This is a genomic window from Bradyrhizobium sp. BTAi1 (assembly GCF_000015165.1).
GTDB classification, from domain to species: domain Bacteria; phylum Pseudomonadota; class Alphaproteobacteria; order Rhizobiales; family Xanthobacteraceae; genus Bradyrhizobium; species Bradyrhizobium denitrificans.
In genome coordinates this window covers 4,860,954-4,874,273 of sequence record NC_009485.1, presented here as the reverse complement: position 1 = coordinate 4,874,273, position 13,320 = coordinate 4,860,954, and the positions used below count along the sequence as shown (strand labels likewise).

Here is a 13,320-nt window from a genome sequence, read left to right as displayed (position 1 = left end):
ACGATGCGCTGCCCGAGCTGCAACAGCCTCGATACGCAGGTGAAGGACTCCCGTCCCACCGAGGATTCCTCGGTGATCCGGCGGCGGCGGGTCTGCGTCACCTGCAATTTCCGCTTCACGACCTTCGAGCGGGTGCAGCTGCGCGAACTCACCGTCATCAAGCGCAACGGCCGCCGCGTGCCGTTCGACCGCGACAAGCTGATGCGCTCGGTGCAGATCTCATTGCGCAAGCGCTCGGTCGATCCGGAGCGGGTCGAGAAGATGGTGTCGGCGATCGTGCGCGAGCTCGAGAGCGGCGGTGAATCGGAAGTGTCCTCGGAGGCGATCGGCGAGATCGTGATGGAGCATCTGCGCGATCTCGACGATGTCGCCTATGTCCGCTTCGCCTCGGTCTATCGCAATTTCCGCGAGGCCAAGGATTTCGAGGCCGTGCTCGGCGAGCTCTCCGCAGAGGACGAAGCTCCGCGCCTGGCGCCGGTTCGCAAATGATCTTCCGGGTCCTGGTCGATCAGGTCGGCGAGAAGCTGAAGGCGCAGAAGGACGCTGACCGCCGCTTCATGCAGCTGGCGCTCGCGCTCGGCCGGCGCGGGCAGGGGCGAACCTGGCCCAATCCGGCCGTCGGCGCCGTCGTGGTGAAGGACGGCGTCATCGTCGGCCGCGGCTGGACGCAGCCAGGAGGCCGGCCGCATGCCGAGCCGGAGGCGCTCCGGCGCGCCGGCGCGGCCACCAAGGGCGCCACACTCTATGTCTCGCTTGAGCCGTGCTCGCATTTCGGCAAGTCGCCGCCTTGCGCCGACGCGGTCATTGCGGCCGGCATCAGCCGCGTCGTGTCGGCGATCGAGGATCCCAATCCGGAGGTCTCGGGGCAGGGCCATGCGCGACTCCGGGCCGCCGGCATCCAGGTCGAAGTCGGCCTGTGCTCGGCGGACGCCAAGCGCGACCATGCCGGATTTTTCCGCCGCATCCGCGACAGCCGGCCGCACGTGATCCTGAAGTTGGCCGTCTCCGCGGACGACAAGATCGCAGCCGCCGGCAATAAGCCGGTCGCGATTACCGGCGAGGCGGCCCGCACGCGCGTGCATCTGTTGCGCGCCCAGAGCGATGCCATCCTGATCGGGGTGCGCACGGCGATTGCCGACGATCCGCTGCTGACCTGCCGGCTGCCGGGCATGGAGGCCCGCTCGCCGGTGCGCGTGGTGCTCGATCCGATGCTGCGGCTTCCGATGACCAGCCGCCTGGTGCAGAGCGCGCGGACCACGCCGCTCTGGATGATCGCCTCCGCGGTGGCGGAGCCCGCGGCGGCGACCAAGCTCGGCGCTGCTGGCGCGCAGGTGATCCGCGTTCCGCCGCAGGTTGAACCATCGGTGCTGGAGCCGCCGGCGGTGCTGAAAGCGCTCGCCGACAAAGGCATCACCCGCTTGATGATCGAGGGCGGCAGCCGCGTAGCATCTTCTTTCATGCAAAGCGGCCTGGTCGATGAAATCTGGCTCCTGCGGGGGGCCGGCGAGATCGGCGCCGACGGAATCGCTGCGCTGGACGCATTGCCGCTGACCGCAATCACGCAGTCGCCGGCCTATCGCGTTCGTGCTAGCGAAACGCTCGATACCGACATCCTCACGATTTACGAGCGCGCGTAATGTTCACCGGCATCGTCACCGACATCGGCGAGATCGTCAGCCTGACGCCGCGGACCGAAGGCAAGCTGCACCGGCTGCGCATCGCCTGCAGCTATGATCAGGCGACCATCGCCGATGGCGCGTCGATCGCCAACAATGGCGTCTGCCTTACAGTTGTGCAGTCCGGCGTATTAGATGGAAAGACCTGGTTTGAGGTCGATGCCGCCGCCGAGACGCTGGCGCTGACCACCGCCAGGCACTGGCGCGTCGGCACCAGGCTGAACCTGGAGCGGGCGCTGAAGATCGGCGACGAGCTCGGCGGCCACATCGTCTCGGGCCATGTCGACGGCATCGCCACCATCGTCAGCCGTGAGAACCTGCCGGACATGGCGCGGTTCGTTTTCAAGACGACGCGTGAGCTGGCGCGCTTCATCGCGACCAAGGGCTCGATCACCCTCGACGGCGTCTCGCTCACGGTCAACACCGTGGACGATCTGACCTTTTCGGTCCTCATCATTCCGCATACGCTCTCGGTCACCACGCTGTCGTCCTGGCACGCCGGCAGCGACGTCAATATCGAGGTCGATCTGATGGCGCGCTACGCCGCGCGCCTCACTGAAATGAAGTAACGTCCCCGCCAGGGGCCTTTCAGTCTTGGCTTTGCCGGCTGTCGCGCCTACAAGGCCAGCCCTCACGGTGAGGCGGCGCAGCACGCCCCGATCCGCGAGGCCGATTTCATCTTCCCCTTCGAGACGCGGCGAAAGCGCCGTTCCTCAGGGTGAGTCACCTGTGACAATGGAAACAGAACCATGGCAGACGCACGGCGCGCGCCGCTCAAAGACCAGACCGACATCACCGGCGCCCGGGCGCTGATCGTGGAGGCCCGCTTCTACGACGACATCCAGGATGCAATGCTCGAAGGCGCCACCGCCGAGCTGAAGGCGGCCGGCGTGGGCTATGATGTCCTGACCGTGACCGGCTCGCTGGAAATCCCGGCGACCATCGCGATCGCGCTCGATGCGGCCACACAGCACGGCAAGCCCTATGACCTGGCGATCGCGCTCGGCTGCGTCATTCGCGGCGACACTATTCATTTCGAGATCGTGTCGCAGGAATCCTCGCGGGCGCTGATGGACCTGTCGGTGGCGCGCGGCCTGCCGCTCGGCAACGGCATCCTGACGGTCAACAATGAAGACCAGGCCTGGGCGCGCGCCCGGGTCTCGGAGATGAACAAGGGCGGCGATGCCGCCCGCGCCGCGCTCGCCGTGCTGCGCATCAAACGCCGTCTGGCGCGAGGCTGACATGGCCGAGAGCAGCAACAAGCCGTTCAGGGGCCCGGTCAGAGCCAACGACCGCAAGGCCAACCGCCGCGGTGCGGCGCGACTCGCCGCCGTGCAGGCGCTCTACCAGATGGACATTGCCGGCGCTGGCATCAATGACGTGCTGGCCGAGTTCGAGAGCCATTGGCTCGGCAGCGAGGTCGAGGGCGAGCAGTATCTGCCCGCCGAGGCGGCCTTCTTCCGCGACATCGTCTCCGGCGTGGTGCGCGACCAGACCAAGATCGATCCCGTTCTCGACACTGCGCTGGAGCGCGGCTGGCCGCTGCAGCGGATCGAGGCCATCCTGCGCGCCGTGTTGCGCGCCGGCGCCTACGAGTTGGAGCGCCGCAAGGACGTGCCGGCGAAGGTCGTGGTGTCCGAATATGTCGACATCGCCCATGCCTTCGTCGAGCGCGACGAGACCGGCATGGTCAATGCCGTGCTGGAGCAGTTGGCGCGGCAGTATCGCGCCGACGAGATGGGGCCGAAGTAGCGCGATGGGGTGGGGCGCACCAGGATCGTTGCGGACCGGAGCCCTCCCAGTTTGTTCATTCGACCGTCATCACCCGCGAAAGCGGGTGATCCAGTATCCCAGAGGCGTCGCAAGGGTACCGAGAGGCCGCGGCGTGCTGGATCGCCGGGTCCCGTCTTCGCCTGCCGGCTTCGACGCGGCGACTGATACAAGGGCGCGCCGTAGCTTTAGCGAAGGCGGCAAGCCGGGCGATGACAGTGGAGTGTGGGGAACGAGCGCATGACCCACCAGCCCTCCGGCGAAGACTCCCTGATCGCGCGCTACTTCAAGCCGCTGGCGACCGACCCTGGCGCCTTCGGCCTGGTCGATGACGCCGCCATCATTCCTGCCGATGGTGACGATCTGGTCGTCAACACCGACGCCATCGTCGAAGGCGTCCATTATCTGCCCGATGATCCGCCCGACACCATCGCGCGCAAGGCGTTGCGGGTGAACCTGTCCGATCTTGCCGCCAAAGGCGCCGTCCCGGCCGGCTTTGTTCTAACCCTAGCACTGCGACAGAAGGACGAAGCCTGGCTCAGTGCCTTCGCGCGCGGGCTCGGCGAGGACGCCGCAGCCTTCGGCTGCCCGCTTCTGGGCGGCGACACGGTGTCGACGCCTGGTCCGGTGATGATCTCGATCACGGCTTGGGGCCGGGTGCCCAAGGGGCGGATGGTGCACCGCTTCGGCGCCCGCCCCGGCGATCGGGTCTGGGTCACGGGAACGATCGGCGACGCGATGCTCGGGCTTGCCGTGTCGAAGGGCGGGCCGGCGGCTGCCGCCCTGGCCGGCGATCCCGCCGCGCGGGATATGCTGATCGGCCGCTATCGCGTGCCGCAGCCGCGTCACTTGTTAGCTGTGCCGGTGAGGGAGTTTGCGACCGCCTCGATGGATGTCTCCGACGGCCTCGCGGGGGATCTTTCCAAGCTCTGCGCCGCGTCGCGCGTGAGTGCCGACATCGCTTTGTCGCAGGTGCCGATCTCATCAGCAGCGGCAAAGCTTGTGACGGCGGGCTATCACCAGCTTGAAGGCCTGATCTCCGGCGGCGACGATTATGAGATCGTCTGCACTGTTCCCGCAGCGCGATGCGCCGCTTTTTGCGCTGCGGCCGGAGCGGCTGGCGTGGCTGTCACCGACATCGGGGTCATCGTCGAAGGACCCGACGTGCCGCGCTTCCTGGATGAGCAGGGGCGTCCGGTCGTCTTGAAACAGCGGTCCTACAGCCACTTCTGACATCTATTCGCAACCGCACATTGCGACCAAAGAAGCGTCTGAATTTGGAGCGGTTCAGGCGTCGCGGCGTTGCGTCATGATGGCGATTTTGGCAAGGTCTGGGACGTTCGAGGCGGCTCCGCCCGGGGCGGCCTGACAAGGGGGCGTGCGTCGCACAACCGCGGCGTGTCGTAGTTAGAAAAAGCAAAGAGCCGAGGAAACTAAATGTCAGCTTTATGGGTGATCGTGCTCTGCGGAGCGCTGTCGATCGTCTATGCGATCTGGGCCACACAATCCGTGCTCAGCGCCGACGCCGGCAATGCGCGGATGCAGGAAATTGCGGCTGCCGTGCGTGAGGGCGCGCAGGCCTATCTCCGCCGCCAATATACGACGATCGGAATTGTCGGCGTCGTGATCTTCGTGCTCCTGGCCTATTTCCTCGGCATGCTTGTCGCGATCGGCTTTGCGATCGGCGCGATCCTCTCCGGCGCGGCCGGCTTCATCGGCATGAACGTGTCGGTGCGTGCCAACGTCCGCACCGCGCAGGCGGCGATCACCTCGCTCGCCGGCGGCCTCGAGCTCGCCTTCAAGGCCGGCGCGATCACCGGCCTGCTGGTGGCCGGCCTCGCGCTGCTCGGTGTCACCATCTACTTCGGCATCCTCACCGGATTCATGAAGCTCGCGCCCGACAGCCGGACCGTGATCGATGCGCTGGTCGCGCTCGGCTTCGGCGCCTCGCTGATCTCGATCTTCGCCCGTCTCGGCGGCGGCATCTTCACCAAGGGCGCCGACGTCGGCGGTGACCTCGTCGGTAAGGTCGAAGCCGGCATCCCCGAGGATGATCCGCGCAACCCCGCAACCATCGCCGACAATGTCGGCGACAATGTCGGTGACTGCGCCGGCATGGCGGCCGACCTGTTCGAGACCTATGCGGTGACCGCCGTGGCCACCATGGTGCTGGCGGCGATCTTCTTCGCCAAATCGTCGCTGCTCGCCAACATGATGACTTTGCCGCTCGCCATCGGCGGCATCTGCATCATCACCTCGATCGCCGGCACCTTCTTCGTCAAGCTCGGCGCCAGCCAGTCGATCATGGGCGCGCTGTACAAGGGCCTGATCGCGACCGGCGTGCTCTCGCTCGCCGGCCTTGCCATCGCCATCGCCTGGCTGATCGGCTTCGGCAAGCTCGACGGCGTCGACTATACCGGCACCGCCTTGTTCATCTGCGGCGTCGTCGGCCTCGTCGTCACCGGCCTGATCATCTGGATCACCGAATACTACACCGGAACCGACTTCCGTCCGGTCAAGTCGATCGCGGCGGCCTCGGTCACCGGTCACGGCACCAACGTGATCCAGGGCCTGGCGATCTCGATGGAGGCGACCGCGCTGCCCGCGATCGTGATCATCGCCGGCATCCTGGTCACCTACAGCCTCGCCGGCCTGTTCGGTATTGCGATCGCGACCACGACGATGCTGGCGCTGGCCGGCATGATCGTCGCGCTCGACGCCTTCGGCCCGGTCACCGACAATGCCGGCGGCATCGCCGAGATGGCCGGACTGCCGAAGGAGGTGCGCAAGTCCACCGACGCGCTCGACGCCGTCGGCAACACCACCAAGGCCGTCACCAAGGGCTACGCGATCGGCTCCGCCGGTCTCGGAGCGCTGGTGCTGTTCGCGGCCTATAACCAGGACCTGCAGTTCTTCATCGCCGACTCCGCGCACCATCCCTATTTCGCGGGGATCAAGCCGGACTTCTCGCTGAACAATCCCTACGTGGTGGTCGGCCTCTTGTTCGGCGGCCTGCTGCCTTATCTGTTCGGCGCCATGGGCATGACCGCGGTCGGCCGTGCCGCCGGCGCGATCGTCGAGGAGGTGCGCCGGCAGTTCCGCGAGAAGCCGGGAATCATGCAGGGCACCGACAAGCCGGACTACGGCAAGGCTGTCGACCTGCTGACCAAGGCGGCGATCAAGGAGATGATCATCCCCTCGCTGCTGCCGGTGCTGTCGCCGATCGTCGTCTACTTCCTGATCTATGCGATCGCGGGCGGCGGCGCGGCCGGCAAATCGGCGGCGTTCTCGGCGGTCGGCGCCATGCTGCTCGGCGTCATCGTCACCGGTCTCTTTGTCGCGATCTCGATGACCTCGGGTGGTGGCGCCTGGGACAACGCCAAGAAGTACATCGAGGACGGCCACTTCGGCGGCAAAGGCTCGGATGCGCACAAGGCGGCCGTCACCGGTGACACCGTCGGCGATCCCTACAAGGACACGGCGGGCCCCGCGGTCAACCCGATGATCAAGATCACCAACATCGTGGCGCTGCTGCTGCTGGCGATCCTCGCGCATTAAGCGCGGCATCAGTCGATCGGACAAATCCCGCAGGCGCAGGCCTGCGGGATTTTTCGTTGCGGGTTACGTCACGGCGAGCACCGCTCGCCGATACGCGCGTGAAGTGACCTAGCAGGAGATCAGCCAGCGCTTCAACGTCGTCCGCGCCCGGGCCTGTTCGCCCTTCAGCACGTCCGGGTGGTCGAGATCGGGACGGTACACGAGGGCAGGGTCGAGGAAGACCTCCAGCGCCTGGAGAGCAAAGAACTGGTCCGGGTCACGCAGCTGCTTCATCAGCAGCGGCACGATGTCGGGTCCCATCGTGATCAGATTCATGAACTCGTTCGACCGGGTCCGCATCTGTGGGCTCGAGAACATCGCGTTGTTCTCGTCATACCAGGTGGCACGCCAGGCCTTGTAACGGGTGTCGAACTCGCTGACGAGATCCTGCGGCACGCGCTTCACCTTCTGGTTCAGCCGCGTTTCTTCGGCGTCGGTCAGAGGATCTAGCAGCATCGGCCTCTCCTGCGCGACGGCGCCCTGCGCCGATTTTGCGCTTGCGTGCGGATAATCATAGTAGCGATTGACATAGCCGTATAGCGAGCCGGGGCCTGCGAGATCGGCAAGCGTGTGCGAGACCAGCAGCCAGGCCCCGAGCTTGCTGGTCCATTGCCCGCCATAGACGACCGCGCCGTGGGTCATGTCATTGACCGAAATCCCATAGGCGGCGACGTCGCCGGGGCCGCCGACCGGACCGCCGGCGATCGTGTAGTGGTGGGCCTGATAGAGAGCGTCGAACTGCGCGCGGCTGACATTCGGGTTGGACCACGGCCAGACCCAGGCATTGAGAATGTTCAGGGTCCATGCAAGGCAATTATACGTGCTCGAGGCCGGACCGAGCACCGTCATCGCCGCGACGTTGGCGTTCGGAAAATCATGGAGCATCTGAGCCTGTTCTTGCGGCGTGAGTGGACGGGGTGACATGAAGATTCCTCCTGCTGCGGAAGCGATGTCTTCGGCGCCGGCAAGTCCGGCCGCCGAAACGGCGGAGGGTGCGATAATCCCTCCGCCGCATCGGGCTGACCGGGCTATTGCTGGGTCCACTGGTTGCTGCTGTTGAGCGTGCAGGTGACGGCGTAGACATTCACCGGGAACTTGACCTGGAGGTTCTGCGTCACCGTCGTGATGTCGAGGATCGTTCCGACCTGGACATTGGTGCCGGCGGCGATCCAGTAGGTCGGCGTCGGAGTGAATGTGTGGGTGAGGTTGGGGCCGGCCATGGTCACGAAGGTGCCGGCGCTGCCCATGCCGATGCCGACAGAGAAGGAGTTGTTGGGCACGTTGGCGGCGTCACTGATGACCAGCGAGCCTTGCGGCGGCCCGGCCACGGCTTGCGAGAGGTTCGGTCCAGGCGAGGTCGAAAACGTGGTGGTGTTGGCCGATGCCGGATCGGCATCTATGGTCTGGCCCGCCGAGAAGGTCACGCCGGGCTGGATCGTGCCGGTCTGGCCCCAGACGAAGGTGTAGTCGATGCTCCACTGGAAGGTGATGTTGGCGCCGGGGACGATCTGGTAGGGGCTGGCGAACCAGGCCAGCGAAAACACGTTCGCCGATTGCTGGTTGGGCAGCTGCTGATAGACGTAGAACACCCACGGAGACGCCGAATTGTTGATGAGCTTGAGCGAGTAGGGCGTGCCGGTGGCATCGACCTCGGTTGCGACTCGTGAAATGGCCTTCTGAATGCGCAGGTCGCGAGGCGTGGCGTAGCTAATAAGGGTCATGAGCATTCTCCATCGTTTCTATCGATCAGCTCGCAAATGCAGGTGCTGGGACAACAAGACATCATCGTTGCGATCGCGATGGCGCTCGGGTCATGTTCGTCCCCGCTGGCCGGCAGCCTCAGATCGGCTTCCAGGCCGTGATTGAGGATCATCCGATGAGGGGGCGGACACATCGGGGTGGCGCCCCATTTCGCCTGCGAGCGCATCCTGATTCTCCGGATGGGGGAATCTCCCATGCGGCCTGCGTTTCGCTTAGCCGCGCGAGGTGCGATTCAGGCTTCGTGAGGGTATGATCGCGTCCCTTCGCAGGGCGGTTCGAATGGCCCTATCGAGCCCGATCATTTGCTTATTGTTGATGTTGCGATGAGTGCCGGCCGCGACCGCGCAGCGGACAGGGACGCAGCTACGATGATGTCCGGGCGTTGCATTGGCTGCGCGCCAGCGCCGACAGTGTCAGCCTCTCCGCGCGGTCTCGACCCATTGCGTCGCACGCTGCGCCAGCTCGGCGGCGCTCTCGATGCCGAGCTTGTTCTTGATGTGCTCGACATGGGATTCGATGGTCTTGATGCTGCGGCCAAGCATGGCGGCGATCTGACGCGTCGTGCGGCCTTCTCCGACGAGCTGGAAGACCTGCAATTCGCGGTCGCTGAGCGCACGCATGGTGGAGGTTGCCTCCAGCGTATGGCCACTGACATAGCGCTCCGCAAGCCGCCGCTGCAGCGCCTCGCTCATGTAGATCTCGCCGCTGAGCACACGACGGATCGCCGTCAGCAGGGTTGTCTCCATTTGCTGCTTGGTGACGTAGCCGAGCGCGCCAGCGGCCAGCGCACGCTCCGCATAGGCGGCTTCGTCATAGAATGACAGCACGAGAGATCGCGTGCCGGGGTGACGCGTCTTGATCTCCTTGATGAGATCGAGACCGTCGTCGCGGTCGAGCATGAGATCGACGATCACGAGATCGGGGCGGCTGGCCTCGATGGCCGCGAATGCGGCGGTGCGCGAGCCGACCGAGCCGTTGACGACGAGGCCGGGCTCGGACTCGATGAGGGCGGTGAGGCCTCGCCGCAGCACCGGATGATCGTCGACGATGAGGAGCGTCTTGCGACCGTCACCGGTCGCGTCAGTTGGGCATTTGGGCATCGGCCCCCCGATGCCCGGCAGGGGCCGGCAGCGGAAACGCGCAGGTGACCACCACGCCGCGCACGGGGTGCGGAGCCACCTTCAGCGCGCCGCCGATCGCGTCGGCGCGGTATTCCATCGTATGCAAACCGAGGCCGGCGCGATCTCTGAAATCTTCGGGAAGGCCGACGCCCCGGTCGCAGATGCTCAACACGGCCATGCTGCAGCGGCAGTCCAGGCGGATCTCGATCTCGTCGGCTTTGCCGTGGCTGATCGCGTTGCGCACCGCTTCCTGAGCGATGCGGACGAGGTGCGTTGTTGTCTCGCCGCGGAGGCTGGGACATCGGCCGTCGTCGATCAACACGCAATGCGTGCCGTGCGCGCGGCTCACATTGCGTGCCAGAGCGCCAAGCGCATCGACCAGGCTGCGGCCTCTGACGGCGACCGGCGTAAGACCGCGTGCGAGATCGCGCGCTTCACTGATCGCCTCGTTCAGCAGCCGCAGGATTTCGGAGGCAGACGCGGCCGGGCCGGGACCGACATTGGCCGCGAGGTCGCGCGACAAGGCTGCCGTCAACGCCGCGATACCGGCCAGCGACTGACATAGTCCGTCGTGCAGCTCACGTCCGAGGCGACGCCGTTCGCGATCGGCGATCTCAATAACATCTGGCTCTGAATGCGCCGGTGGCGCGAACTCGCTCGCGATCGCCTTGGTCCGTCCGGTGAGCATCATCGGTCGCCAGCTTGAAATACTCGGTCAATACACTCATAGGTTGCTGTAAAAAAATATCGCCGTCAATGCGCGAATCAACCGGACAACATGTCACGCGCTTCTCGGCAGTGCCGACGCAGGCAACTACCATTGTTGTCGGTGCTTCAACTCACATTGAAACAAATTATCTGCGTTGCAGAGAGACCATGCTGGTCTTTGCGGCTGAGCCGCAGATCAAGCAGCATCGCTGCAACCGTGATGTGTGGCCGACGCGGCGAGCCGGCGCAACTGACAGGGGAGCCGATCGCGGCGCGCGGCTTTTCCGGCTACTCGGCCGCGCGCTGTTTCGTGCGATAGCTCTGCAAGGTGCTCTGTGCGGCGCGCGGCTGCAGCTGCGAGAAGCTCGCCAGATGCTGGTCGAGCTGCGGGCGCGAGCTGCCGCTGACATGGGCCTGCATGAACAGCAGCGTCGTCGTCGTCACCCAGGACAGATCGAGCGCCTTGGCCAACACCAGCAGCTGGTCCGGTTGCTTGCGTGCGAAGGCGCGCTCGACGATGTCGAGCGGCAGCTTGCACATCAGCGATAGCGCCAAGGTGACCTTGTCGAAGCTGCCTTCCTTGGCGAAGCCGTGCAGCTGGGCCTCGTGGAGTTGCCCCGAGGCATGCAGCAGCTCGACATAGGCCTTGGCATTGGCAAAATCGACCGAGTGTGCACGCGCATTGGCCTGGAGCTGATCGGACGCTTGCGCCACCGCGAGCTCGACGATCTCGGCCCGCGTCGCGTCGGTCGCGAGCTGGTTGCGCACGGCATCGGAGGCTTCGACGAACAGCCGGACCAGCACCTCGCGCGGACTGTCTGGCCTGCTCCAGAGCTTCATCGCCAGCGCAGGATCGTCGGACGCCTTTGTCACGAGGCCGGAGAAGCCGTGATCGGAGAATCGCGCGCCGCCATTATTGGCGGTGTTCGCGACCACCGCCTGATCGCCGCGATCGACCAGGACGTCGGTGACGGCTTCGGTCAGGATCTTGCGGCCGGAGATCGCCAGCAGGTGCTCCTGGCCGCGGGTTTGCGCGGTGGCGACCAGCGTCTGCTCGTCGAGCCGGTCGCTCGCGCGCAACACCGGACCGGCGACGGCGATCGTCTCGTCATTGGCAAGCAGCTTGATGAGGCGCGGCGGCGCGTCGGGCAGCACGGCGAGCCGGCTGCCGAGTTCGGCCCGTGCCGCGACCGCGACATTGTCGAGCAGCTTAAACAGCACGTGGTCGAACAGATCGACGTGCTCCTCGTTGAACTTGCCCGAGCCGACGACGAACAGATCGGTCACGCGCGCGAGGATGTCGGCGCGTCGGGACACGTAGCGGCTGGCGAGGATGTCTTCGAGCTGGTGGAGGACGTTGTTGGGCAAGGCACGAACTCATGCGATGGACAGCGCCGGTGCCTGCCCCTCGGACGGTGATCGGGCCGCCCTTGGAGCTTGTCGGCCCGGCATCCGTAGATGGTATCTTGCAACCAGATCAAAGACACGCGGCTGCCATCTATCGCATCCCCTCGCTTAAGGTGCCGTTACACCTCGGATCCCATTTTGGGACGCCTGTGGAGGAGGGGGCGTCCGGTCCGAACGGCACGGTCACTGCACATCCATCTGCAGGCCTTCCTTCTGGATGATCGACGCAAATTTCGTGGTCTCCGCCTGGACGAAGTCGGCGAATTGCTGCGGCGTCCCGTAGTCGGCCCGGGCGCCCATGCCGGCAATTCTGTTGCGGATGTCCTCGCGCTCCAGCATCGCTTTGACCTGCAGGTTGAGCGCATGGACGATCTCCGGCGGGCAGGCCTTGGGCAGGAACACCCCGAACCAGGACGACACGTCGAACTTGGCGAGTTCCGGCGCGGTCTCGCGCATGGTCGGCATGTCAGGCGCGTTGGCGCTGCGCTCGGGCGTGGTCACGCACAGGCCGATGAGCTTGCCGTCCTGAATCTGCGGCAGCGACGGAAACAGATTGTCGAACAGGATCTGGATGTCGCCGGCAAGCGCGGCCTGCAGCGCAGGGCCGGCGCCGCGGAACGGGATGTGGGTCATCTTCAATCCTGTGAGCTGCAGAAACCAGGCACCGGTCAGATGCGGGCTCTGGCCGACGCCGGAAGAGCCGTAATTGAGCTTGTCCGGATTAGCCTTGAGATAGGTGATCAGTTCCGGGATGGATTTCAGGCCGGTCGAGGGATGTGCCGAGACGATGTTGGGGATGCGGATCATGTTGGAGACCGCCTGCAGCTGATCCGGCCTGTAGGCGAGATTGCGGAAGATCGAATAGGCGATCGCGTTCGGGCCGGGATTGCCGATCAGCACCGTGGTGCCGTCGCCCTTGGTGCTGCGGGCGACCTCGGCCGTGCCGATCGTGCCGCCGCCGCCGGAGCGGTTCTCGACCACGGCCGATTGCCCCCAGGCCGTCTGCAGGTGCGCCGCGAGCAGCCGACCCATCACGTCGGTGCTGCCGCCCGGCGCGGCGGGCACGATCAGCCTGACGGTCTCGCTCGGGCGCCAGTCGGCCAGACTGCTCCGCGGCAAGATGGCGGCGGTCGCCAGCGCGGCGGCCCCGGACAACAGCTTGCGGCGCGACAGCGCGATGCGGTGAGCCACTGATTCCTCCCTGCTTTTGTTTTGCAGCAGGGTAGGGAAGGTTGCGGCGCCAGAGCAAGCAGCTGGATCGCAGCCGAGCTGCGCCAATC

The 13,320-nt window shown here is 65.6% G+C and carries 13 protein-coding genes; 7 read left to right on the top strand and 6 right to left on the bottom strand.

Annotated elements, in window-relative coordinates; all coding sequences use genetic code 11:
- Positions 1-3 precede the first annotated feature (3 nt).
- The 7 genes from nrdR (at position 4) to BBTA_RS21730 (ending at position 7,004) form a co-directional block, all read left to right on the top strand.
- On the top strand, positions 4-489 hold the full coding sequence (nrdR, locus tag BBTA_RS21760) for a transcriptional regulator NrdR (RefSeq protein WP_006612773.1): 486 nt from the start codon (positions 4-6) through the stop codon (positions 487-489).
- Positions 486-1,637: a bifunctional diaminohydroxyphosphoribosylaminopyrimidine deaminase/5-amino-6-(5-phosphoribosylamino)uracil reductase RibD gene (ribD, locus tag BBTA_RS21755; RefSeq protein WP_012044665.1), complete on the top strand. Its 1,152-nt coding sequence runs from the start codon at positions 486-488 to the stop codon at positions 1,635-1,637. Before nrdR ends, ribD begins: the two co-directional genes overlap by 4 nt.
- Positions 1,637-2,245 carry a riboflavin synthase gene (locus BBTA_RS21750; RefSeq protein ID WP_012044664.1) on the top strand — a complete coding sequence of 203 codons (609 nt, stop codon included), beginning with the start codon at positions 1,637-1,639 and terminating at the stop codon, positions 2,243-2,245. The genes ribD and BBTA_RS21750 overlap by 1 nt, the downstream gene beginning before the upstream one ends.
- Positions 2,246-2,425: 180 nt before the next feature.
- Positions 2,426-2,917: a 6,7-dimethyl-8-ribityllumazine synthase gene (gene ribH / locus BBTA_RS21745; RefSeq protein WP_012044663.1), complete on the top strand. Its 492-nt coding sequence runs from the start codon at positions 2,426-2,428 to the stop codon at positions 2,915-2,917.
- 1 nt (position 2,918) lies between these two features.
- Positions 2,919-3,428 (top strand): transcription antitermination factor NusB, encoded by a 510-nt coding sequence (gene nusB, locus BBTA_RS21740; protein WP_012044662.1) that lies wholly within the window; start codon positions 2,919-2,921, stop codon positions 3,426-3,428.
- Between the two features lie 258 nt (positions 3,429-3,686).
- Complete coding sequence (thiL, locus tag BBTA_RS21735) at positions 3,687-4,679, top strand: thiamine-phosphate kinase (RefSeq protein ID WP_012044661.1); 993 nt, start codon at positions 3,687-3,689, stop codon at positions 4,677-4,679.
- Positions 4,680-4,883: 204 nt separating this feature from the next.
- Positions 4,884-7,004, top strand: coding sequence for a sodium-translocating pyrophosphatase (locus BBTA_RS21730; protein WP_012044660.1), 2,121 nt, complete (start codon positions 4,884-4,886; stop codon positions 7,002-7,004).
- A gap of 108 nt (positions 7,005-7,112) precedes the next feature.
- Here BBTA_RS21730 and BBTA_RS21725 read toward each other — a convergent pair whose 3' ends face one another.
- The 6 genes from BBTA_RS21725 to BBTA_RS21700 form a co-directional block, all read right to left on the bottom strand.
- On the bottom strand, positions 7,113-7,967 hold the full coding sequence (locus BBTA_RS21725) for a hypothetical protein (protein ID WP_012044659.1): 855 nt from the start codon (positions 7,965-7,967) through the stop codon (positions 7,113-7,115).
- Positions 7,968-8,071: 104 nt separating this feature from the next.
- On the bottom strand, positions 8,072-8,764 hold the full coding sequence (locus tag BBTA_RS21720) for a hypothetical protein (RefSeq protein ID WP_012044658.1): 693 nt from the start codon (positions 8,762-8,764) through the stop codon (positions 8,072-8,074).
- 453 nt (positions 8,765-9,217) lie between these two features.
- Entirely contained in the window at positions 9,218-9,904 is a 687-nt protein-coding gene (locus BBTA_RS21715) for a response regulator transcription factor (protein ID WP_049795394.1), read from the bottom strand.
- Positions 9,885-10,613: a sensor histidine kinase gene (locus BBTA_RS21710; RefSeq protein ID WP_168167910.1), complete on the bottom strand. Its 729-nt coding sequence runs from the start codon at positions 10,611-10,613 to the stop codon at positions 9,885-9,887. Before BBTA_RS21710 ends, BBTA_RS21715 begins: the two co-directional genes overlap by 20 nt.
- Before the next feature lie 308 nt (positions 10,614-10,921).
- Entirely contained in the window at positions 10,922-12,001 is a 1,080-nt protein-coding gene (locus BBTA_RS21705) for a DUF2336 domain-containing protein (protein ID WP_012044655.1), read from the bottom strand.
- A 222-nt stretch (positions 12,002-12,223) separates the two neighbouring features.
- A complete protein-coding gene (locus BBTA_RS21700; protein ID WP_012044654.1) occupies positions 12,224-13,231 on the bottom strand; it encodes a tripartite tricarboxylate transporter substrate binding protein in 1,008 nt (335 codons plus the stop codon).
- Between the last annotated feature and the right edge of the window lie 89 nt (positions 13,232-13,320).

Bases quoted from the DNA above. Each gene is read 5' to 3' on its own strand.
- ribD (WP_012044665.1), top strand. From the start codon at position 486: ATGATCTTCCGGGTCCTGGTCGATCAGGTCGGCGAGAAGCTGAAGGCG.
- nrdR (WP_006612773.1), top strand. From the start codon at position 4: ATGCGCTGCCCGAGCTGCAACAGCCTCGATACGCAGGTGAAGGACTCC.
- BBTA_RS21725 (WP_012044659.1), bottom strand. From the start codon at position 7,967: ATGTCACCCCGTCCACTCACGCCGCAAGAACAGGCTCAGATGCTCCAT.
- ribH (WP_012044663.1), top strand. From the start codon at position 2,426: ATGGCAGACGCACGGCGCGCGCCGCTCAAAGACCAGACCGACATCACC.
- BBTA_RS21750 (WP_012044664.1), top strand. From the start codon at position 1,637: ATGTTCACCGGCATCGTCACCGACATCGGCGAGATCGTCAGCCTGACG.
- nusB (WP_012044662.1), top strand. From the start codon at position 2,919: ATGGCCGAGAGCAGCAACAAGCCGTTCAGGGGCCCGGTCAGAGCCAAC.
- BBTA_RS21720 (WP_012044658.1), bottom strand. From the start codon at position 8,764: ATGACCCTTATTAGCTACGCCACGCCTCGCGACCTGCGCATTCAGAAG.
- BBTA_RS21710 (WP_168167910.1), bottom strand. From the start codon at position 10,613: ATGCTCACCGGACGGACCAAGGCGATCGCGAGCGAGTTCGCGCCACCG.
- thiL (WP_012044661.1), top strand. From the start codon at position 3,687: ATGACCCACCAGCCCTCCGGCGAAGACTCCCTGATCGCGCGCTACTTC.
- BBTA_RS21715 (WP_049795394.1), bottom strand. From the start codon at position 9,904: ATGCCCAAATGCCCAACTGACGCGACCGGTGACGGTCGCAAGACGCTC.
- BBTA_RS21730 (WP_012044660.1), top strand. From the start codon at position 4,884: ATGTCAGCTTTATGGGTGATCGTGCTCTGCGGAGCGCTGTCGATCGTC.